Origin of the sequence: Niallia nealsonii, assembly GCF_002835805.1 — a bacterium.
GTDB classification, from domain to species: domain Bacteria; phylum Bacillota; class Bacilli; order Bacillales; family Cytobacillaceae; genus Niallia; species Niallia nealsonii.
In genome coordinates this window covers 1-22,898 of the sequence record NZ_PISE01000051.1, presented here as the reverse complement: position 1 = coordinate 22,898, position 22,898 = coordinate 1, and the positions used below count along the sequence as shown (strand labels likewise).

Here is a 22,898-nt window from a genome sequence, read left to right as displayed (position 1 = left end):
CTTTTCCCTATGTTTATAGGGTAATTTCTATATTTTGACCATAGTCTTTTTAATTGATAGGATAGATGGGAGGTGACGGAAATGGAAACTACTTTTCAAGCTGTAGTGGTAGATAAAAAAGAAGAAGATTTTTCTGTACAAATAAAAGATATAACATTAAATGATTTATCAGAGGGAAATGTTGTCGTTAAAGTGCATTATTCTGGCATTAATTATAAAGATGGACTAGCAAGTACACCAAATGGAAAAATAGTCAGGTCATATCCTCATATTCCTGGAATTGATCTAGCAGGAGTTGTTGTATCTTCTGAAGATAAGAGGTTTAAAGAGGGAGATAGGGTAATCGCAACAAGTTATGAAATTGGGGTATCGCATACTGGCGGCTATAGTGAATATGCAAGAATTCCTAGTGATTGGCTTGTTCCTCTTCCAGAGGGCCTATCTTTAAAAGAAGCAATGATTATAGGTACGGCTGGATTTACAGCAGCTCTTTCTGTTCAGCGTTTAGAAGATAATGGGCTAACGCCTGAAAAGGGAAAAGTTCTTGTTACTGGTGCAACTGGCGGTGTTGGCAGTTTTGGTGTAAATATCTTAGCAAATTTGGGATTCGATGTTGTGGCAAGCACTGGCAAAAAAGAAGAAGAGTATTTAACGAAGCTAGGCGCTAAAGAAATTATCGGAAGAGAAGAAATTTATAATGGAACGATAAAAGCAATTGATAAACAATTATGGGCAGGAGCCATTGATCCTGTTGGCGGCAAGCAGTTAGCGGCCATTCTCAGCAAAATTAGCTACAATGGTTCGGTTGCTGTTAGCGGATTAACGGCTGGAGGAGAAGTGCCTACAAGTGTTTTTCCATTTATCTTGCGTGGTGTAAATCTACTTGGCATTGATTCTGTTTATTGTCCGATGGATGATCGGGAGAAAATTTGGCAGCGCCTTGCAAATGATTTTAAACCAGTTAATCTAGCGGATTTTATTTATGAAGAAGTAAGCCTTGCTGAGCTTCCAGATAAATTGTCATTTATCTTATCTGGCGAAATAAAGGGACGAATTATTGTGAAAATATAACAAAAATATAGATTGAAATACTCTCTTTATGTAGCGGAGAGTATTTTTTTGTCATTTAGCAGTAAGTGTTCAGAAATTTTCATTTAATTTTCATGTTAGATTAGTAGAATAAGGTTGATTTGCTTTTAGAAAACTTAGTAGAAAGTGAGAGAGAAAATGAAGAAAAAAGTTATTATTACAATTGCTTCTATCGTTGGGGTCCTTGTTATCGGAATTGGTGCTTATATTGCTTATTTATATAATTATGTGGAAAAAACAGCAGGCAAAATGTATGAACCAGTGGAAGAAGAGACGAAAACGGAAGCAAAGCAAAAGGAAGAAGCCCTTGGCAACAAAAAACCAATCTCAATTCTTTTAATGGGAGTGGATGAGAGAGAAGGGGATGTTGGAAGATCGGATACCTTAATTGTTATGACACTTAATCCAACTACTGGAAAAATGCAGATGGTCAGCATTCCTCGCGATACAAGAGCAGAAATTGTCGGCAAAGGCACAACAAATAAAATTAATGCAGCATATGCATATGGCGGCGTTAAAATGACATTAGATACGGTGGAAGAATTTGCAGGAATAGATATGGATTATTATATTCAAGTAAATATGGAAGCATTAAGTGATCTAGTAGATGCAGTTGGAGGCATAACAGTTGAAAATGACCTTGATTGGATCGATGAGGGGTATTATAAAAAAGGGTATCATTATAAAAAAGGAACATTACAATTAGATGGAGCAAAAGCATTGGGGTTTGTCCGCATGCGTCACCTTGATCCAGAGGGGGATTTTGGGCGAAATGAAAGACAGAGGAAAGTTATTACGGCAATTATTAACCAAGCAGCAAGTATAAAAACTGTTTCTCATTTTGATAATATACTAAACGCATTAGGCAGCAATGTAAAAACCAATATTACTTTCGATGAAATGATGAAGATACAAAAAAATTACCGAAATGTCCGTAATAATATTGAACAGTACGAAGTAAAAGGATCGGATGCAACTATTAATGGAAGCTATTATCTAGTAGTTTCAGACGAGGAAAAGGCAAAAGTAAATAAGATGCTAAAGGAAAATTTAGGAGAATAATAAGAAGAAGCAGCTCAGAAAGAAATAGTCTGGGCTGCTTTTTACTATTTCGCGGTTAATAAGGCCAAGAACTTAGTAAATCAAAAATCAACGGGTTTATTTAACATACTTAAATATGCTGCTAGGAAAGGAGATAAATAGTAAAACAAATAAATGGAGATATGCAAAATAACAACAGATTATGAGCATTAAAAAGGAACTGGCAATACGTACTCTGCTAAAATGGAACTATCTACAAACTTAGAATCGACTAAAATTAAAAGAAAAGAGGGAGAGAAAATGCTATACATAAATGGACAATGGTGCGAGGCGCAATCAAAAGAAACGTATCCGGTGTACAATCCTGCTACAGGAGAAGTGGTAGAATCTGTTTCAAAGGGTGGATCAATAGATGCAAAAAAGGCGATAGAAGCGGCACAAGCTGCATTAAAGCCATGGTCAAAATTAACGGCAAATGATCGATCTCATTATATAAAAAATGCCTCTTCTATTCTGCGCTCTAGAAGAGAGGAGCTTGCAGAAATTATCACGTCCGAAATGGGAAAACCTATTGCAGAAGCGCTTGGTGAAATCAATACTGCCTGCGACTATTTAGAATGGTATGCAGAAGAGGGAAAAAGAATCTATGGAGACACAGTGCCATCCAGTTCCCCGACCAAACGAATTATTGTCATGAGGCAGCCAGTAGGAGTTGTTGGAGCTATTACGCCATGGAATTTTCCAATTGCAATGATTACACGGAAAATTGCCCCTGCATTAGCTGCTGGATGTACAGTCGTTATTAAGCCGGCAGAATCGACCCCATTAACAGCAATAGAAGTATTAAAAGCTTTTCATGAAGCAGGTGTTCCAAAAGGTGTATTAAATTTGGTTCATGGCATTCCGAAAGAAATAGGGCAAGAAATGATGAAAAGCACAGATGTGCGAAAAATCACATTTACAGGATCTACTGCGGTTGGAAAAGAGCTTGCGCGTCAGGCAGCAGATACCATGAAGAAAGTTTCCATGGAATTAGGAGGGCATGCTCCGTTTATTGTTTTTGAAGATGCAGATTTAAATCGTGCTGCTGATGGTTTAATTGCCAGTAAATTTCGTAATGCAGGCCAAACTTGTGTGTGTACAAATAGGGTCTATGTACAAAAAAATATTGCGGATGCATTTGCTGAAATTTTAACCGGAAAAATGAAGAAGTTAGTAGTGGGAAATGGAAAAAAACCTGGTGTTACCATTGGGCCGTTAATTAATGAACAAGCGGTTGCCAAAACAAAAGAACATATTGAAGATTCCGTACAAAAAGGCGCGAAAATTATTTATGGCGGCAAAAGGCCTGAAGGAAAAGAGTTTGAAGCAGGCTTTTTTTATGAACCAACCGTTTTAATGAATGCTACAAATGAAATGAAAATCTCGTCTGAAGAAACATTTGGTCCTGTTGCCCCTATTTTTTTATTTGAAACAGAAGAAGAAGTGATCGAGCAGGCCAATAATACCCCATATGGTCTCGCTTCTTATTTTTATACAAACGATGTTTCGCGGATTTTTCGGGTTTCAGAAAGTTTGGAATATGGCATTATCGGCATAAATGACCCATTGCCAACAACGGCACAGGCTCCATTTGGCGGGATAAAAGAATCAGGAATAGGCCGTGAAGGAGGAAAATATGGGATAGAAGATTATTTAGAATATAAATATTTATCCCTCGAGTTAAATATATAGAATAATTAAGACTAGATGAGCTGTTTTGAGCTCATCTAGTTTTTTTCTAGGCTGTTTTCGTACACTTTGTTTTAAAGGAGCAGGTTGATTTCCGTTCCAGGATGCTCGCACCTTTCACTCCAATCAATTTATTTTTGCTCATGGAGACTATCCGAAAAACAACAATCTTTTAGAAAACAGCCTTTTTCTAAAGGGCATTTATTGCGCTCAAAAAAAATTCACTTTAAGATGTTTGATTATATTTTAGTGTTTCCCTGTAAAAATAGCGGATATAGTTGAAACAATAACAGATACTATTATAAATCTTTGCTAAAGCTCAAGTGTTACTAATCATTTTTTGTTTGAAAATAGAATATGGATTTATGGATATAGTTGAAAATTGAGGTGGTAGATCACTGCCTAAAAAGGTGATATGTATGAAAAAATCAGATGTAGTAAACGGGGTGCCAACAACTGGTCTAAATAGAATGGATAAGCAAAAAACGCATTCTATTCTGCTGTTGATTTCTGTATGTGCAGGCGCCTTCCTTTCTCATTTTTCTGCAGGGTTTGTGAATATTGCTCTTACTGATATTTCTCTTTATTTTTCATCAAGTCTTGCTTTGACTCAGTGGATAGTGAATGGCTATTTACTTTCAATTATGCTTTTTTTGCCATTTATGGGGAAGTTGGCAGATCAATATGGCAAAAGGAAAATACATAATTGGGGATATCTTATTTTTGCAGTAGGAGCCGGTGTCTCTGCATTATCAACTTCCATTCAATTATTAATTATATGCAGAATAGTGCAAGGTTTTGGTGCGGCTATGCTTCAAGCTGTTAATATGGCGATTGTAACAGATGCTTATCCAGAAAAGCATCGAGGAAAAGCATTAGGAATTATTAGTACATCTGTCGGTTTTGGTGCATTATTGGGACCATCAGTAGGCGGGCTATTAATTGAGGCATTTTCTTGGCATATTCTTTTCTGGACAATTGTTCCCATTAGTTTGGCTGCTTTTGTTCTGGCACAAAAGTTTATTCCTTTGGACAAACAGTTTTATAAGTCTTCCTTTGATTATCTTGGCAGCATGTTATTTGGTGTAAGCATTGTAACATTTGTTTATGTATTAAATAGTATTGGAGAAGGTGTGGCAAAGCCCTTTTTATTTGTGATTATGGCTGCTAGCATCATTGCCTTTTTAGGATTCATGTATCGAAGCAAACGAGTGGAATATCCATTTATTGATCCGCGAATTTTTTCTTCCTTAATGGTGCGTTCAGGGGGAGTTATATTAACGATTAGTTATGCTGCAACATTTGCTGCAATGGTCAGTTTGCCTTTTTATTTACGAGGAGTGCTGCATTATTCAGCAGAACATTCTGGTTTACTTTTAATGTGTTATCCATTGTTGCTGGCATTATTTGGACCTGTTAGCGGTTCTTTATCTGATCGTTTTGGCAGCATAAAAATAGTGTTTATCGGTTTATTTTTCTTAAGTATTAGTATGTTCACATTAAGCTTTTTGACTGAACATACAACTTTGCCAATTTTAATTATTCTATTTTGTTTTTTGGGATTTTCAATGGGAATCCTTACATCGCCCAATTATAGTATTATGATGTTTTATGTTCCATTACAATATTTAGGAATGATGGGCAGTACAATTGCTTTATTAAGGAATATTGGAATGGTTCTTGGAACAGCTGTCAGCATTACCTTGATGAATAGTTGGCTTGATCTTTCTTTAGAAGATTGGATGAAGAACCCCCGAGCCGATTCGGCACAAGTAATGATAGGTTTCCATTATTTATTTTTATTATTAGGAGTATTAACAGTTTTAGCTGGGATTTATTTTTTTAAATGCATGTGGAAAAGTGCAGAATCAGAAAGGAAAAAGAGGAATCTCGTCTAATTTTAACGCCGAATTCCCTTTTATCACGCATTAACGGGCTTTTGACCCCCACCTAAGGGATTATAAGAGAAAACGAGAAATCTAGGTGGGTAGAAACTTGCCCGTAAAAGCCTGATTGAAGTTTCACTTTATCAATAAATCAAGTTAAAGCTTAAATTTACCGACTATATATGTCAAATCCTCCGCCATCTGTGCTAGTGCTTCTGCAGAAGCATTAATTTCTTGCATAGAAGCAAGTTGTTCTTCTGTCGATGCTGCTGATTCCTCCGTACTGATGGCCTGTTGCTTGGATAAGGAAACAATTTCTTTTGCGGATGTATCTACTTCTTCTACACGGCTTGTTATATCAGAAATGGTTTGGGTAACCTCCATTAATTTTGGAGTAACTTTTTTGGTGCTTTTCACTATTTCAGAGAATGCTAATGCTGATTTTTCAGACAGCACCGCGCCGTTTTCAACTGTTTTTATAGCTTCTTGAAGAGTATGGACGGATTCTGTTGTCTCTTTTTGAATGACCTGAATTAAATTGCCAATGCTTTTGGTAGAGCTTTGTGATTGTTCTGCTAATTTTCGAACCTCTTCTGCCACAATGGAGAACCCTTTGCCATGTTCACCAGCCCTTGCTGCTTCAATAGCTGCATTTAGTGCCAGTAAATTTGTTTGTTCAGCAATATTGCTAATTAATGTTACGATATCTTCAATTTCTTTTGAACGATTAGACAAAGAAGTAATAACAGTATTAGTTCGTGCCACAGATTCTTTAATAAATTTCATTTGTTTCAAATTATTTTCAACAGAAGCAGTTCCTTCTATCGCTTTTTCTGTTGTCATTTGTGAAAGTTTAGAAACAGCTTCTGCTTCCTCGGCAATCTTTAATACGTTATCAAAAATAAATGCAATATTTTGAGAGTTATCCACTAGAATTGAAGAGGTAAACTCATTTCTACTTGCAATTTGCTGAATGGACGATGTGATTGTTTCTGCTGCTTTGCTTGATTGTTCAGCACTTGCGTTTAATTGTTCAGCACTTGCTGCAACATGATTGGAACTTACCGAAATATTTGCAACCATATCTACTAAATTGTTTTTCATTTGATTAAAAGAATGATTTAACTCATACAATTCATCTTTTTGTTTTATTTTAATAGGCTCAATCTGCAGATTTCCTTCCGCCACTTTTTTTGTTGCGTTTTTCAGTTTGTTTAATGTTTTTGTTAGAATCAGTGATTGGGATATCCCAATAAGGAGCGCTAAAATAGTAGTTGCGATGCCTAATGTTATCATAATTATCATACGTGTTTCTGCTTCTTGTTTTGCTTTAGCTATTTCAGGTTTTATCAATTCTTTTTTTAGCCATGAACTTAGAGAAGTTGTTTTTTCTGTTAGCTCATTGGCAATGGGGACAAGCTGCTGTAATCCATTATTTATGGCTTCCTTTTTATTTCCTTGTGCAGAATTCATAATAGAATTTGCCTTTTGGCCATATTCTTTATTTAATTCTCCTATTTCGGTTAAGCGTTTTTGTGTTTCATCTATTTGGGCTAATTTATGTCCTTCTGAAACAAGATTTTCTATATTGGAATTTGCACTGTTCAGACGATTTTTAAATATACTATCATTATACAGCATATAACCGCGATAATAGCCAGACTGCAAGGCCGTATTTGTTTGAATTTCATCTGCGATTATCCGTAACTCCGAAACAGTATTAATAATATATAGATAGGATGTTTCCGTCTTTTTTGCACTTGAATAAGAATAGACTGCAGCAAGACTAAAAAAGAGAGAGATAAGTAAAAAACTCCCAATTAATTTTTGTTTAATACTAAAGTTCATTTATTTCCACTACTCCTATATTGTTTTCTATGTTTAATAACAGAGTTTGCCTTCAGGGCATAATACATATATCGGTAATAAAAGTTCCAATTTAATATTTTATTTAAAAACAGAATTTTCTAATTTGTTTTTCTTATATAATTTAAGGTTACTTGCGAGACTCTTAGAGAAGAAAAATTCAACTAGATATAATGATGTAAATAGGCATCTAATCTTTATCATGCATTAACAGGCTTTTCACCCTTATCTAAGAGATTATGAGAGAAAGCGAGAAATTTATTATTAGGTGGGAATTAACTTGCTGATTAAAAACCTGATTGAAGGTTCACTTTATTAGGATGTAAATGGAATGAACGATTTAAATTATGGGTATGTACAAAGTAATAGAAGAAAAGAGGTGCAGCTTTATATGACAAAATCGGATGTAACAATTTTTTATTTCGAAAAAAATGGCTATATACCTAATAATCCAACTTTACCTGTCTTGCATTATAAAAAGGTATTTCAGAATAATGAAGATAAAATAGAAACGCTTATAACGTCCAATAATTGGAAAAACACTTGGATTAATGGAATTTATTATTTTCATCATTATCATAGCAATGCACATGAAGTTCTTGGCATCTTAAAAGGATCAGGCTTATTATTGATTGGTGGAGAATCGGGCACAAAAGTTATTGTGAATAGTGGAGATATATTAGTGCTTCCAGCGGGAACTGGACATAAAAAATTATCTGCATCCATTGACTTTCAAGTAATTGGCGCGTATCCAGATGGACAGGAATTTAACCTTAAGCAAAATACAAAAGAAGATCTAGAAGGAGCTGAAGAAGAAATTGAAAAAGTGGCTTTTCCGAGTAAAGATCCAGTCTATGGGGAAGATGGACCCCTTATGAAATTTTGGAGTAAAACAAATCGATAATTTGCAAATGTAGATAGAATAGAATGGGGGAAGAATCCCCTAAAAAGGCTTTACTTATATACAAAATTTAGGTAATGTTAAGATAGTAAAAATATATTGGTAAAGGTGGGCCCTGGGATTATGGCTTATAAAGAAATTGTTGAAAAATGGACAAGCTTTGCAGATTTAGAACCAAATTTAAAAGCACAATTAGCAGAACTGCAACAATCTGAAAAATTGGTTGAAGATAGCTTTTATAAGCATCTCGAATTTGGCACTGGCGGTATGCGTGGAGAGCTGGGACCTGGCATTAACCGAATGAATATCTACACAGTACGTAAAGCTGCTGAAGGTCTAGGAAAGTACATAGTGGAACAAGGCGAAGAAGCAATGAATCGCGGTGTTGCGGTTGCATACGATTCTCGTCATCAATCACCTGAATTCGCATTAGAAGTCGCAAAAGTGGTTGGAAAATTAGGAGTAAAATCTTATGTATTTGAAGAATTGCGCCCGACTCCATTATTATCTTTTGCTGTTCGCCATTTAAATACATTTGCGGGAGTAGTCATTACAGCAAGTCATAATCCTCCTGAATATAACGGTTTTAAAGCATACGGAGAAGATGGCGGTCAATTGCCTCCAGAAGCTGCCGATATTATTATTCGTTATGTAAACGCTGTAGAGAATGAATTGACTATTGAAGTGCTAGAAGAAAAAGAGCTATTAGAAAAAGGTTTGTTAACATATATTGGAGAAGATGTGGACGCTGCTTATATTGAAGAGTTAAAAAGCATTCAATTAAACAGCAATTTAGATAGTGTAAAAGATTTGAAGATTGTTTTCACGCCATTACATGGAACAGCAAATAAGCCAGTTCGTGCTGGTTTAAAAGCATTTGGCTTTGAAAATGTAACAGTTGTAAAAGAGCAAGAACTTCCAGATGCTAACTTCTCAACGGTTAAATCTCCAAACCCAGAGGAACATGCTGCTTTTGAAATTGCGATTGGCTATGGCAAAGAAATAGATGCAGATATTCTGCTTGGAACAGATCCAGATGCAGATCGTCTAGGAGTTGCAGTCAAAGATCTAAATGGAGAATATACAGTATTAACAGGAAACCAATTAGGCGCATTAATGCTTGAGTATTTATTGCTGCAAAAACAAGAAAAAGGGATTTTGCCAGAAAATGGTATAGTTATTAAAACGATCGTTACATCTGAAATTGGCAGAACAATTGCCAAAGCATATGGCATCCCAACGATTGATACATTAACAGGATTCAAATTTATTGGAGAGAAAATTAAAGAGTTTGAACAAACAGGTGAGCATACTTTCCTATTTGGTTATGAAGAAAGCTATGGCTATTTAATTGGCGATTTTGTCCGTGATAAAGATGCAGTCCAATCCGCAATTTTTGCTGCAGAAGTAGCGGCATACTATAAATCAAAAGGTTTAACATTGTATGAAGGGTTAATCGGAATTTTTGAAAAATATGGCTTCTATCAAGAAGGTTTAGAATCTCTGACTCTTAAAGGAAAAGATGGAGCAGAACAAATTGCATATATTATGGATACATTCCGCAATCAGCCGATTGAAGAAGTAAATGGTTTGAAAGTAGCAGCTGTAGAAGACTATTTAACAAGCAAAAAATTAGTAGGTTTAACAGAGACATTAATTGATCTTCCAAAATCTAATGTTATTAAATATTATTTAGAGGACGGTTCATGGTTCTGCCTTCGTCCGTCTGGAACAGAACCAAAAGCTAAGTTTTATTTCAGCGTTACCAGCCCTTCATTAGAGAGCAGCCAGTCCAAATTAGCGGCTCTTAAAGAAGGAGTAATGGTTCAAGTGAATAAAGTGATTGAAGGATACAATAACTAAAAAATACAAGAAGTGTAAAAGGGATTATCCTAATAGATTAGTATAGGGATAATCCCTTTTTATGTTTTTAAAATTTTTATGAAAAATTTTAAAAATAAGGAAAAATACCCTAAAATTTGTAATTTTATAAAGGAAAAATGTGTTAAAAGCTAAAAATTCACTTAGGCCAAAAATAAAAATTCGCTTTAAAATAAACCGAATTTTTATTTTTGGCTATTTTTCATAGGAGAATCTTTTTAGTATGATGTAGTTAATCGGCGAAAGGAAGGAGGCTGCTAATGATTAATCAAGTTACTTTGGTAGGAAGATTAACTCGTGATCCAGAGCTAAAAGTAACACAAGAAGGAACATCTGTTACAAATGTAACGCTGGCTGTTACCCGCAATTATCGAAATCAAGAGGGAGAATATGATGCTGATTTTGTGCAATGCACGTTTTGGAAAAAAACAGCAGAAAACACGGTGCATTATTGCCGAAAAGGTTCGTTAATCGGCATAATGGGCAGAATTCAAACCCGCCATTATGATAATCAAGAGGGGAAAAGGGTTTATGTCACAGAAGTAATTGCTGAATATGTAAAATTTTTAGAACCAAAAAAATTACAGCAAACTATTCCATAAGGAGTGAGTGAAAGTGAAAACCGCAGCCCAAAGCAGTGATTTACTTGCTGCATTAATAGCCATGCAAGGAAAAACTAATGAAAGAATGGAGCAGCATCAAACGAGAATAACGCAGTTAGAACAAATTATCCTATCGGAAATACTTCCACATTTATCTTCCCTGTAGCCCACATAACTATTATTTCATATGATTATGATAAATCCTTCCTGTTTAAATATCATTTAAACAATTATTCTTCAATATAGAAAATCAAATAACTACTTCTTTAACCTCTTTTTTAACAGCGTCTAAGCAGGCGCTGTTTTTTTATTGTGTCAATAGATCACATACCAAATCTAAAAATAAAGTCTCTCTGTTTTAGGAGATATATAACCAGCTAATTGGGTCCTTTCCCTATTGCTACTTTCAAAACTAATAAAAGAATAGCCAAAAAACAAGTGATAATACAAAATATAAAGTATTTTTATTAAATATCTTAAAAATACTGAAAATTAATGTTATTGTTATAATGAGATAATAAATGATTAAATTTTAGTCAAACATTATTTTGTTAAAAATAAGTATTTATCCACTGAAATTTAGTGTAAGTGTAAATTAAAATACTATTATTCTATAAGGAATATTTTGGAATATTAGAATAGGAAAAATAAAAGAAGAGTGAAAAAGGAGAGACAACTATTCAATTTATAGGCTGTTTTCTAAAAGATTGTTGTTTTTCGGATAGTTTCAATGAAATCCATGGTTAAAACAGGTGGATTGGAGTGAAAGGTGCGAGACTCCTGTGGGATTAGTGGGACAGGTGAAATCCCGCAAGGCCACAGCCTGAGGAGGCTCACCGCCCGCCCCATGGAAAGCGAGCGTCCTAGAACGGAAATTAACCGACTCTTTTAAAAGCAACAAAGTTTACGAAAACAGCTAATTCATCACGCATTAACGGGCAGTAAAACCCCCACTGATTGAAGTTTCACTTTATAAAATAATTATTTGGCCAAAGAGAATGGAAAGGATTTTAGAGAGATGAGGTATTTGAAAGGTTTTATTATACATATTGGAAGTATTCTGTTTATTTTTATATTAGCTGCATTTCCATATGCTTTTTTTCAAGCAGGCGAGAGTGTTTCCTTTAAGCCGTTTATGTTTTTTTCAGTAATTAAACAATTTCTTATTGGACTAATTTCGGGAGATTCTTTTTATTATGTACAGGGTGATCGGACAAGATTTATTCTGTCAGATATGGGAAGTTATTTTTTCGGATCGTTTTTTTATTTGTCTGTAGCAGGTTTGGTAGTTTTAATTTTAGCATTTGTTTTAGGTATATGGTTATGGCGGGGGAGTGAAAGGTTTTTAAATAAGGTAATTAGTTTTTTAGGTATTTTCCCAGATTTTGTTCTTATTTTATTGATGCAATTATTTGTTACGTTTATGTATCAATTAATCGGCATAAAGACGGTTAAGGTCGCTTCCTTTAGCAGTAATGATCCTGCTGTATTATTGCCTTTGCTGTCATTGATTATTATTCCTCTTTTTTATGTAATAAAAACGTTAAATGAGGAAACAAAAGATGTTTTGACTCAAGATTATATTCTTACTGGCATTGCCAAAGGACTAGATAGAAAACAAATTTATCTTTATCATGTAACAACAAATGTGACTCCTTTTTTCAAAGCAGATTTGCATAAGATTCTTTCTATTATGATAAGCAATTTATTTATTGTGGAATATTTATTTAATATACGTGGAATGACGGCCATGATGTTTTTGACACAAATAACATTTGGCTATCAATATAATTTAGTCATCTTTTGTTTATTTGGGTTATTTCTTCTTTATATGATAATGTTTTTATTATTTACTGGCGTTATCCGTCTAGTAGAAAGGATAATAGAGCATGTATAAGAATGTAAATTATAAATTGTGGTTAGGTCTTATTTTAGTAGCGTTTTTTATTTTTATAGGCTTTTTTGGCTCCTATTTTGCTCCATATTCAAAAGATTATCAAGTGAAAGTAAGTTATAGTGAATCATTAGTTGTACCGCCCCTTCCTCCGTCTAAAGAGCATCCTTTTGGAACAGATAAATGGGGTTATGATCTTTTATCCCTTTTGCTGTATGGCGCTAAATATACAGTTTTTACGGTTCTTATTGTTGCAGCAATAAGAACGATAGTAGGAAGCACATTTGGCATTATTCGTGGGTTAAATGGTAGGCCGTTTGCACCGAAAAAGAAAAAAATTACACTATTTAATAGTATTCCTCCTGTTGTGATTATTTATTTTATTATGATTGGTGTTACGATAAATCCTAGTTTATCTTCAATCACTTTAGCTTTGATACAAGCGTTTTTAATGATTATATTAGGAATAGCTGGAGTACATGATGTTATATATGCAAAAACAAGTGAAGTAAAACAAAGTTTATATGTGATGGCTTCAGAAACATTGGGAGGAACAAAATGGCATATCATGAAAAATCACATTTTGCCAATATTAAAAGGGAACTTATCCATTTTATTTATGAATGAAACAATTCAAGTACTTCATCTTATTGGACAATTAGGCATCTTTAATATTTTTTTTGGGGGAACGATTTTTCAGCCTGATTTTAATATTTATCTATCTATCACACATGAATGGTCTGGGTTAATTGGACAGGCTCGATCTTTTTTCAGCCACTCCCAATGGATTGTAATATTTCCCCTTCTAGCATATTTACTTTTATTGCTGTCATTGTATCTTTTATCCGCAGGATTTACAGAACAAGGCAGGAAAAAGAGGAGAAAAAATATGTATTTATAAGATGATAAGAAGGCAAGAGTTTTCCATTACTCTTGCTTTTTTATCACGCATTAACGGGCAGTAAAACCCCCACTGATTGAAGTTTCACTTTATGGTGTTTCCTAAAAAAGTTTTTTTCGATGCTATTTATAGAATATATTTAACTTTAGCGGGGAATTTTTGATATGATAATAAAAGACTTTAAATTATTGATAGCTATTAAGGAGGAGTTTAAGGGTGGACTTTTATGCCCGAATTATAAGAGGATTAAAAGAGATAAATACGGTTTCTTATGAACTGCAGACAGCGGAAAAAATGACTGGATTATTTAAAAAAATAATTTATCTGTTTTTAATCGCAACGATAGTTTTTGCAATAAGCTCCTTGTTGGGTATAGGAAATGAAATGGTTTCAAAAGAGTTGATAGAGTATGATAGAAGCGATTTTGAATTAAATAAGTTGCTCTTTGCGTCTGGACAAGTTATATGGGGATGGGTGTTTTTTTCGCTGCATCTTTTTTTAGTATCCTTGTATTTTTACGTTTTTTCAGATGTTGACTACCATAAGTTGCTTTATATACAAGTTTTAGCAATGACCATACTTTTAATTGAAAAGATAGTGATTATTCCTATGCAAATATATTTTGGCCTTCCTCCGTTATCCTCGATTTTTTCCCTAGGGATAATGGCGCAAACAATCACTAGTAAAAAAATAATACACTATTTTTTGGCAGAAATCAGCCTGTTTAAAATATGGATGATTTACATTCAATATAAGTATTTAACTGTCATATCGGGGAAAAGTGGACGTTATATTATTATGGTTGTATTAGGGATTTACCTTATTATTCTTATTATTTCTGCATTAACGGCATATTGGCATTTAGAAAATTTAGTATAAGGAGGGCCGGGGAATGAAGTGGAGAAAATCTTTACTGGTTTTTGTAGTTGTTCTATTTATTGGTGCTAATATTATGCTGCTGCAGAAAAAAGACCAGAGTTTTGATCAGATTACGTTTGTTTCTTCGTGGACGCAAGCAGCTGAACGGGATTTAGTCAAAACCATGCAGAAACAAGGAATTAGTATTCCAGCAGAAAGGCAGGCTGTTTATTATGATAGCACAAAAGGCAATTTTGCTGGATTTTTAGTGCAAAAGGGAGAATATGTGGAGCAAGATACCCCATTGCTTTCCTATACAAATAATAAATTGCAAGAAACAACTAGTGCCCTTCAACTGGAAGTGGAGCGTTTAGAAAAAGAAGAGAGCAGTCTGCAAGCACAAATTGATCAATTATACAGTATACAACAGAATTTGCTTTATTCAGAGGAAAGCAGCAATGTTGCTGTTTCCACTTCTATTGAAAAAGATATAGCGGAGAAAGAACAAGAACTGGCAAAAACAACTGCCATGTTAGAGAAGAATCAGGCATTAATGCAATTAAATGAAGAAAAATTTGGAGAAGAAGCGGAACTAAGCACGATATCTGGATATGTTGAATCTATTCAAGAAGACTTAAAGAATCCAATTATTACGATTGTTTCAAGTGATCAAAAGGTAGAAGGCTTGTTAAAGGAAAAGGAAAGAAATAAACTGGCAGAAGGCATGGAAGTAACTTTAAAGGATCAAAATAAAAGGATATTAACAGGGATAGTTTCAAGCATATCTGCACTCCCCAAAGGAAAAACGGCAGTAAATAGTGAAAGTTATTATCCATTTACGATAACTATAAATGAACAATCAGAGGAGTTAATAGCAGGCACTCATTATGATATGGAAATTATTACAGAAAAAATAGAGAATGTTATTACGGTTCCTAATAAAAGTGTAAAGATACAAAAGGATAGCCAGTATGTTTATACGATTGAAAAGGGCCTATTGGACAAAAAAGAAGTGAACGCAGGAACAATAATTGGCAGATTCCAGCAAATAGAAGAAGGTCTAGATGAGAACGAAGTCGTTGTTTTGCCTACTGTCAGCAAAAAAATGTACGGCACTTCCTTTATAACGCCTATAAAAGTAAAGCAGTGGTCCCATATAAGTATAGAAAATAGAAGGAAAAAAGATATGTTTCGTTATATGCTAAAAGGATTTTTATAAAGTGAAACTTTAATCATCAGGGGGAACATGTTCTGTTAGTGGAACCAGTCGGGTTTTATCCGGGGGAGTATTCCTGCCTGTTAAGCAGGAGTGAAAGAAAGAAAAAAGACAGCGGCATTATTAAAATATGCCGCTGCTGGTTATCATTTTATCACGCATTAATGGGCAGTAAACCCCCATCTCAAAATGGTAAGAGAAAACGAGAAATCTAGCTGGGGGATAACTGCCTATAAAAGCCTGATTGGTTCAACTAACAATCAGTGAGGATGAAGAAAACCCCCACTGATTGAAGTTTCACCTTATTTATTGTTTATCATAACAGCATCTCTGGTTTTATTTTCTACAATGATTAATAGTTTGAAAATTCGATCTTTTTTAAATAATTGTTTATTTTTTAGTCTGCAAAAATTCATATATTTGTGTAGGGGTTAGGCCTAATTCTTTTGCCTCTAAGATTAGGTTCAGCCATTCTGAGTCTAATTCCTCTATAGGATTTGGTTCAGTGGGAAACAAATTTATCAAGGTAATAAACCTCCTTATATTGTATAAGGTGGCCCAGCCATCATAGTAATAAAATTACCTTAGATCTGAGGCTTTGCGTCCCATCTTTTCAAATGGTTTGCCTTTATCTTGGATAATTTGAATGAATTTTACATGAACTTTTATATAATTTTATCATGTTATTTATTATATTAATACAGTGACTGTAACTAAAGTTTCGACAAAAACTAACAATGTCATCGGGAAAAAAGGGATGAATTGTAGGAAGGGTTCTTTTCTTATATAATGTAAGCTACAGATAAATGATTAATAGGAGACACTATTTTATGATAGAAAAAAGATGGTTAGGAAATATAGGGGTAAATGTTGTGAACCAGCAAGAAGCCCTGCAAGCTGTTTCAGAAAAGCTGCAAAAAAAAGAAAAAACAGATGTCTTTTTTTTAAATGATCATTGCTATAATCTCGCTCAAAAAGATAAGGAATATAAAAAGATAATAAATAATAGTGATTTATTATTAAATGACGGTATTGGAGTAGAAGTTGGAGCGAAAATTTATGGATTTCAATTCAAAGAAAATCTGAATGGGACTGATTTTATTCCAGCTTTGTTTGATCGTTTAAACAAAATAAAAGAACAAAAATTTCGTATCTTTTTATTAGGGGCAAAACCAGGAATTGCAAAAGCTGCATTAGATCGGTTAGGGTCACAGTATAAACACTTAGAATTTGTTGGAGAGCATCATGGCTATTATGATCATACTAAATCTAATGACATAATAGATACAATTAATCAGCGTAAAACAGATGTATTATTAGTTGGATTTGGCATGCCATTGCAGGAAAAGTGGATTGCGGAACATCGTAGTCAATTAAACTGCACGGTTACACTGGCGGTAGGAGCATTTATTGATTTTTCGTCTGGTACGGTTAATCGTGCTCCAAGCATATTTAGAAAACTCCGTTTAGAATGGCTGTACCGTATGGCAAAGGAACCGAAAAGATTGTGGAAGCGTAATTTAGTCGGCCATTTTCTATTTTTCTATTATATGTTTAAACAAAGGTTAAGTAAAACAAAGGCAAAAGCATGATAATGATGTCTATTGATGCTGCTATAAAAAACAAGAAAGTATAAATAGTGAGCTTTCTTGTTTTTTTGAATGCAGCTAACCTTTATAGCTGAATATAGAAGTTAGTTATTAGAAGAGGTATTCCTTTATAAAGTAAAACTTAAATCAGTAGAGGCCATTGTCCATTACGTTAAATAAGGATAAAAATGCTATAACTTTTTGTTTTTATGCTAAAATACAAATATTAGGGAAATAAAGCTACAAAAAATAGTAAGTTTGTAAAGGAGCAGCAATATGATCTTAGTAGTAGGCGGAGCAGGGTATATTGGAAGTCATTTAGTAAAAGAATTGGTCGAAAAAGAAGAAGTGGTTGTTTTAGATAATTTAACAACTGGACATGAGGAAGCAATTGATTCTCGTGCCATATTTGTAAAAGGAGATTTAGGAAAAGAAGAAGATTTAGAGCCTATTTTTTCTAAATATCCAATAAAAGCAGTTATGCATTTTGCGGCATTTAGTTTGGTTGGAGAATCTGTTCAAGATCCATATAAGTATTATGAAAATAATGTGGCCAATACGCTGACATTATTAAAAATGATGCTAAAACATAAGGTGGAAAATTTTATTTTTTCTTCTACGGCAGCTACATATGGAATACCAGAAGATGAAATGATTTCGGAAAGTTCAAAAACATCGCCAATTAATCCATATGGAAAATCAAAATTAATGATTGAGCAAATACTTGCAGACTTTCATCAAGCATATGGATTAAATTATGTAGTATTACGTTATTTTAATGCGGCTGGTGCACATGAATCTGGTGAAATTGGAGAAAACCACGATCCAGAAACACATTTGATTCCAATTATATTGCAGCACTTATTAGGAGCTCGCGAAGCTATTTCTGTATTTGGTACAGATTATCCAACAGAAGATGGGACATGTATCCGAGATTATATTCATGTAACAGATTTGGCAGGAGCTCATATTAAAGCCTTAGAAGCACTGCTAGATGGCAGCAAAAAAGCAGAAACATATAATTTAGGAAATGGTGTAGGATATTCTGTTAAAGAAGTAATTGAAACTTGTGAAAAAATTACAGAAAAAAATGCAAATGTTATTTATGCTGATAGACGTGCAGGCGACCCTGCAAGGCTTATAGCTTCTTCTAATAAAATTTATGAAGAGCTAGGATGGAAAGCAGAGCGTGACTTAGAAAAGATTATTGCTAGTGCATGGAATTGGCATAAAAAATAAAGGTGAAACGGAGAGATACGCTGTATTTCTTCGTTTTTTACTTTAAAAAAGTAATAGAAAAGAATGACAATCAATAAAGGAAGGGAATAATCTAATGAAAATAACTAGAATACATCATATTGCTATTATTTGCAGCGACTATGAAAAATCCAAAGCATTTTATGTTGATATCTTAGGCTTTTTGCCGTTATTAGAAGTATATCGAGAAGAAAGAAAGTCTTATAAACTCGACCTTCAAGTAAATGGTTCCTATCAAATTGAACTTTTTTCATTTCCTAATCCAAAAGAAAGGCCGAGTTATCCAGAGGCGGCAGGCCTGCGTCATATAGCTTTTGAGGTAGAAAGTGTCAAGGAAACAGTTGAATATTTAAATGAACATCATATAGAGGTAGAGCCGATTCGGATCGATCCATATACAAATAAGAAATTCACTTTTTTCGCTGACCCAGATGGTTTGCCTATTGAAATTTATGAGATATAAAAGTTTTAAAACAGAAATAGGCGTAGGTAATTCAGTTTGTTTTTCCTTTATATTGTGATAAACTACTGACTGTTTGCAGAATAAATTGTTTATCTTGAGAACTTAATAATCTCCAGCTTCCAGCTTTAATTTTCATTTTATTCTTCATCCTTTCTATCTTTTTATTTGGTTCTGTTAAAGAATATTGTGCATAGAAAATTTTAGTTTCTTAAAAAAGTGGATGTATTTAACTTATACCGCATTTTGAATAAGAAAAAACCACAAAAATATCAACAAAACATGACAGAATATTTCCCGAGAAATGTCGGAGAAGAGATAATTCCCCTCTAATATAGAGGGAATTAGGGGAAATAAGTAAAAAAAGGAGCTGTATTTCTTCCTATTAACGAAGAAATACAGCACTTTTTTTAAATATTATTAATAATTAATTGGTCTACTACACGTTCTGTTGACTTGCCATCCAGATCTTCGAAGAAATAATCGACAAATGGTTCGATTTTTTCCATTTTAAAGTCTTCTTTTTGGATAATATCTATCATTTGTTCTGTTGTTTTTGCTAAAGGACCTGGAATAAAAGAATGGTAATCGTAATAGAAATCTCGTGTACGAACATATTCTTCTACATCAAATGCAAAGAAAATCATTGGTTTATTTAATAACGCATATTCAAAACATACTGAAGAGTAGTCTGTAATTAAGATGTCTGTAATAAATAACAAGTCATTGATTTCCCGGTAAGAAGAGAAATCATAGTAGAAATCACTATATTGGTATGGTATGCTAAATTCATTTTTTACAAAAGGATGGATTTTGAATAAGAAAACATATTCATCTTTCAGCTCATGATAAAGTTTTTCTAAGTTTAATACTTCCATTGGATAATGGGCAGATTGTTGGCCATTTCCACGGAAAGTTGGTGCAAACATAATGATTTTTTTTCCTTTTAAGAAAGGATATTCTTCATAAAGATTTGCTCGAACATTCTCTTGATACTCTTTATCAAAAAATACATCTGTTCTAGGAATGCCTGTTGGAACTACTTTATCTACATCGATTCCAAATCCTTCTGCATAATGTTTTGCTACATTATGAGAGCTTACAATTGCTTTTGTATAGTTGCGATGATTTTTGGATTTTGGTGAAGGCCCTCCTGGACGGCCTAAGCGACTGAATCCAAATGTTTTGAATGCCCCAACAGCATGCCATAATTGAATCAGCTCTGCTCCAGGTCTTATTTTTAAAGGATAAATCATTGGATAAAAATCATCTAATATAATATATTTAGCTGTGGCTAAGTGATAGGCTAAGGTAAATATTTCTTTATAGCTTTTTTTCTCGTCTACCCCTTTTTTCAGCAATAGATGATAATCATAATCTAGATTTCTTTTTAATAATTCATCAAATACAAATTGGAAATTCCCACTCATCTCACTGCGGCTATCGGATGCGAAGATAACTTTTTTCTCTTTTAACGGAAGCATCTTACATAACTTATAGGTTAGAGAGAAACAATATTTATGGACAAGACGGTAAAAGACTCCTCTCTGTTTTTCATCTGCATCGAGCCCCATTACAGTAGGATCCATATCCTTTAGCTTAGAAGATGTAATTTTTAACGTTTTTAATGGAAGATCATAAGTTGCAAGTAAATTATACTTCATTTCTTTACGTGCCGTGTAATATTCCATTTTTGCAGAGTGAAAGCCATTATCTAGAAAATGCTCAATATTCCCTAGTGGGAATGATTTTTTATATATTTTATCCCCAAGTACATGAACATCTAATTCTAAAAATAATCGATAGTTTTCCTCTGGCAGTGGGCGATTATGGGATGTGATGGTAGCAAAATTAATTTTCGATTTAAAGCCAGCCCAACTGTATTGCTCGCTGATTTCATCAGATGTATTAATATCAGTTATTAATACATCTTGTAGAGGGATAGAAACTTTTAAGCCATTGGAGCTAATTAAAACTAAACGTTTCTTCACTAGGTCCTCATTTTGCATGGATATATTTTCAAGATAAAAATAGCCTTCTATCTCTAAAATAGGGCCATTCCAAGTTAAATGCGTTATTTTGCGATGTGGAATATATTCTTCTATTTTTCCTGCTAATTCATTAAGAATAGGCAGAGACTCGTTAAGTTTTTCCTTATTAATAATGATTCGGTCTTTCTGAATTTCTAAAGGTTTATCGATGCTGTATTCTACATCGTTATTAACGACATTGCTTGAAGCAGAAGTTTTCCGCTTTCTAAGTTTTCGAACAATCCTTTTTAACATAAATTGATCTCCTTTAATTCATCCACATGATAATAATTCAGTTTTTATTACTATAATAAGCTCTAAAGATATTTGATTATTTAGTGTTTATGTAAATCAAAATTTTTCTTATTAACAAGAGCTATGAACATTTTTATTTAATAAATGGGAAACAATTCGTTCCGAAGCTTTTCCATCCGTATATTCAAAAAATCTTTTTTGAAAAGCGGCTATTTTGGCAAGATCGTAATCGGCCAATTCTAGCCATCTGCTTAATTCTTCTGAAGTGGTGAAAATTGGTCCTGGTACAAATTCTTCATAATCATAATAAAAATCACGTTCCTCTATATATTCTGCCAAATCATGTGCAAAAAAAGCAGCAGGTTTATTTAGGAGGCTATAATCAAAAATAATCGATGAATAATCTGTTATAAGCACATCTGCCAATATCATCATTTCCTGGATATTAAATTCTTCTGTAATATGTATCACAAAGTCTGCTGCGGCTTCATCTAATTGAAAGGAAGAAGACATATATGGATGCAGATGGACAAGACATACGGTATCTTTGGTCAAAGAAGCTTTTAAAAGCTTAAAATCTATGGGGGAGATAAAGCCATCTTGTTGATGGCTTTTTCCCCGAAAAGTTGGTGCGTATAAAATCAATCTTTTGTTTGCAGCTGCAGGAAATAAATCAGTCAGCTTTTTCAAAAGAATTTCCTTATTCGTAGATTCAAAAAAATAGTCTGTTCTCGGCACACCAAGGGGATAAATATTTTCCATATTCATATCAAATGCTTCTGCATAAAAGGGAATGACTTCGGAAGAACTAACATACACTCTTGAATAATTGGAATGTATTTTCACTATCTCTAAATACTCTTGGCTTGGAGCAAATGATTTGCCGATTGTACTCATGCCAAATTTTTTAAAAGCGCCGCATGCATGCCAAAGCTGAATAATTTCTGTTCCTTTTCGAGGGTGAATGACATATACAGAAAAGTGATAATCATCGATAATAAAATATTTCGATGTGGCTAAATGGTAACTATCCTTTAATATGTGAAAGAAATAGGCGAATTTTCCTTTAATGGAACTGTCTATTTTATAAAAGGATTCAATATATTGATATTCTGGTTCTCTTTTGTTAAATTCTTTCCAAACATAATAAAGGTTGCCATCCATTTTTCTAGAACGAGATGATGCAAAAGTCACCTTTTTTTCATCAACTTTGAAAAATAAGCAAAAAATAGAGTATGCCATCTTAATTATATATTTTGAAAAAAGTGTAGGTAGTAATTTTATTGATTTCAAAAATACCCTACCTTTCTTAATTGAGTTTCTTCATGTAATTAAATTTTCCACTCCATAATGGTTTTGCCCCAAGAAGAGGTAAGATCTTTTTCAAAAGCTTCAATGATTGTCTGAATAGAACTAACCGTTTGGACTTCACCAATTAATG

Annotated in this window: 19 protein-coding genes and 1 riboswitch; of the genes, 15 read left to right on the top strand and 4 right to left on the bottom strand. The window is 33.7% G+C overall.

Annotation, left to right across the window (positions count from 1 at the left end):
* Positions 1-81 precede the first annotated feature (81 nt).
* The 4 genes from CWS01_RS19665 to CWS01_RS19650 all read left to right on the top strand — a co-directional run bounded on the left by CWS01_RS19665 (position 82) and on the right by CWS01_RS19650 (position 5,759).
* A complete protein-coding gene (locus CWS01_RS19665; RefSeq protein WP_101178905.1) occupies positions 82-1,071 on the top strand; it encodes an NADPH:quinone oxidoreductase family protein in 990 nt (329 codons plus the stop codon).
* A gap of 156 nt (positions 1,072-1,227) precedes the next feature.
* Complete coding sequence (locus tag CWS01_RS19660) at positions 1,228-2,151, top strand: LCP family glycopolymer transferase (RefSeq protein WP_101178904.1); 924 nt, start codon at positions 1,228-1,230, stop codon at positions 2,149-2,151.
* A 279-nt stretch (positions 2,152-2,430) separates the two neighbouring features.
* Positions 2,431-3,864 carry an NAD-dependent succinate-semialdehyde dehydrogenase gene (locus tag CWS01_RS19655; RefSeq protein WP_101178903.1) on the top strand — a complete coding sequence of 478 codons (1,434 nt, stop codon included), beginning with the start codon at positions 2,431-2,433 and terminating at the stop codon, positions 3,862-3,864.
* Between the two features lie 416 nt (positions 3,865-4,280).
* Complete coding sequence (locus CWS01_RS19650; protein WP_235852128.1) at positions 4,281-5,759, top strand: MFS transporter; 1,479 nt, start codon at positions 4,281-4,283, stop codon at positions 5,757-5,759.
* Positions 5,760-5,903: 144 nt separating this feature from the next.
* On the opposite strand, the gene CWS01_RS19645 is transcribed toward CWS01_RS19650, so the two are convergent.
* Complete coding sequence (locus CWS01_RS19645; RefSeq protein WP_101178902.1) at positions 5,904-7,595, bottom strand: methyl-accepting chemotaxis protein; 1,692 nt, start codon at positions 7,593-7,595, stop codon at positions 5,904-5,906.
* A 349-nt stretch (positions 7,596-7,944) separates the two neighbouring features.
* Between CWS01_RS19645 and CWS01_RS19640 the strand changes: the two genes are divergently transcribed.
* The 8 genes from CWS01_RS19640 (at position 7,945) to CWS01_RS19610 (ending at position 15,869) form a co-directional block, all read left to right on the top strand.
* Entirely contained in the window at positions 7,945-8,517 is a 573-nt protein-coding gene (locus tag CWS01_RS19640) for a cupin domain-containing protein (RefSeq protein WP_235852127.1), read from the top strand.
* A gap of 120 nt (positions 8,518-8,637) precedes the next feature.
* A complete protein-coding gene (locus tag CWS01_RS19635; protein WP_101178901.1) occupies positions 8,638-10,377 on the top strand; it encodes a phospho-sugar mutase in 1,740 nt (579 codons plus the stop codon).
* 278 nt (positions 10,378-10,655) lie between these two features.
* Positions 10,656-10,997 carry a single-stranded DNA-binding protein gene (gene ssb / locus CWS01_RS19630; RefSeq protein ID WP_101178900.1) on the top strand — a complete coding sequence of 114 codons (342 nt, stop codon included), beginning with the start codon at positions 10,656-10,658 and terminating at the stop codon, positions 10,995-10,997.
* Positions 10,998-11,010: 13 nt separating this feature from the next.
* A complete protein-coding gene (locus CWS01_RS22540; RefSeq protein ID WP_157827706.1) occupies positions 11,011-11,163 on the top strand; it encodes a hypothetical protein in 153 nt (50 codons plus the stop codon).
* An 852-nt stretch (positions 11,164-12,015) separates the two neighbouring features.
* Entirely contained in the window at positions 12,016-12,894 is an 879-nt protein-coding gene (locus CWS01_RS19625; RefSeq protein ID WP_101178899.1) for an ABC transporter permease subunit, read from the top strand.
* Positions 12,887-13,792, top strand: coding sequence for an ABC transporter permease (locus CWS01_RS19620; RefSeq protein WP_101178898.1), 906 nt, complete (start codon positions 12,887-12,889; stop codon positions 13,790-13,792). Before CWS01_RS19625 ends, CWS01_RS19620 begins: the two co-directional genes overlap by 8 nt.
* Before the next feature lie 216 nt (positions 13,793-14,008).
* Positions 14,009-14,671, top strand: coding sequence for a hypothetical protein (locus CWS01_RS19615; RefSeq protein WP_101178897.1), 663 nt, complete (start codon positions 14,009-14,011; stop codon positions 14,669-14,671).
* 13 nt (positions 14,672-14,684) lie between these two features.
* Positions 14,685-15,869, top strand: a complete 1,185-nt coding sequence (locus tag CWS01_RS19610; RefSeq protein ID WP_101178896.1) for an efflux RND transporter periplasmic adaptor subunit — start codon at positions 14,685-14,687, stop codon at positions 15,867-15,869.
* A 387-nt stretch (positions 15,870-16,256) separates the two neighbouring features.
* On the opposite strand, the gene CWS01_RS19605 is transcribed toward CWS01_RS19610, so the two are convergent.
* On the bottom strand, positions 16,257-16,391 hold the full coding sequence (locus CWS01_RS19605; RefSeq protein ID WP_328588937.1) for an anti-repressor SinI family protein: 135 nt from the start codon (positions 16,389-16,391) through the stop codon (positions 16,257-16,259).
* A gap of 24 nt (positions 16,392-16,415) precedes the next feature.
* A riboswitch (cyclic di-GMP riboswitch) is annotated at positions 16,416-16,503 on the bottom strand.
* 193 nt (positions 16,504-16,696) lie between these two features.
* On the opposite strand from CWS01_RS19605, the gene CWS01_RS19600 reads away from it, so the two are divergent.
* The 3 genes from CWS01_RS19600 to gloA2 all read left to right on the top strand — a co-directional run bounded on the left by CWS01_RS19600 (position 16,697) and on the right by gloA2 (position 19,175).
* Positions 16,697-17,458: a WecB/TagA/CpsF family glycosyltransferase gene (locus CWS01_RS19600; RefSeq protein WP_157827705.1), complete on the top strand. Its 762-nt coding sequence runs from the start codon at positions 16,697-16,699 to the stop codon at positions 17,456-17,458.
* A 273-nt stretch (positions 17,459-17,731) separates the two neighbouring features.
* On the top strand, positions 17,732-18,694 hold the full coding sequence (gene galE, locus CWS01_RS19595; RefSeq protein WP_101178894.1) for a UDP-glucose 4-epimerase GalE: 963 nt from the start codon (positions 17,732-17,734) through the stop codon (positions 18,692-18,694).
* 94 nt (positions 18,695-18,788) lie between these two features.
* On the top strand, positions 18,789-19,175 hold the full coding sequence (gene gloA2 / locus CWS01_RS19590) for an SMU1112c/YaeR family gloxylase I-like metalloprotein (protein WP_101178893.1): 387 nt from the start codon (positions 18,789-18,791) through the stop codon (positions 19,173-19,175).
* Between the two features lie 407 nt (positions 19,176-19,582).
* On the opposite strand, the gene CWS01_RS23080 is transcribed toward gloA2, so the two are convergent.
* Complete coding sequence (locus tag CWS01_RS23080) at positions 19,583-21,457, bottom strand: CDP-glycerol glycerophosphotransferase family protein (RefSeq protein WP_101178892.1); 1,875 nt, start codon at positions 21,455-21,457, stop codon at positions 19,583-19,585.
* A gap of 111 nt (positions 21,458-21,568) precedes the next feature.
* The gene (locus tag CWS01_RS19580) at positions 21,569-22,699 is read right to left on the bottom strand and encodes a CDP-glycerol glycerophosphotransferase family protein (protein WP_268877089.1); all 1,131 of its coding nucleotides are present in this window, start codon (positions 22,697-22,699) and stop codon (positions 21,569-21,571) included.
* Between the last annotated feature and the right edge of the window lie 199 nt (positions 22,700-22,898).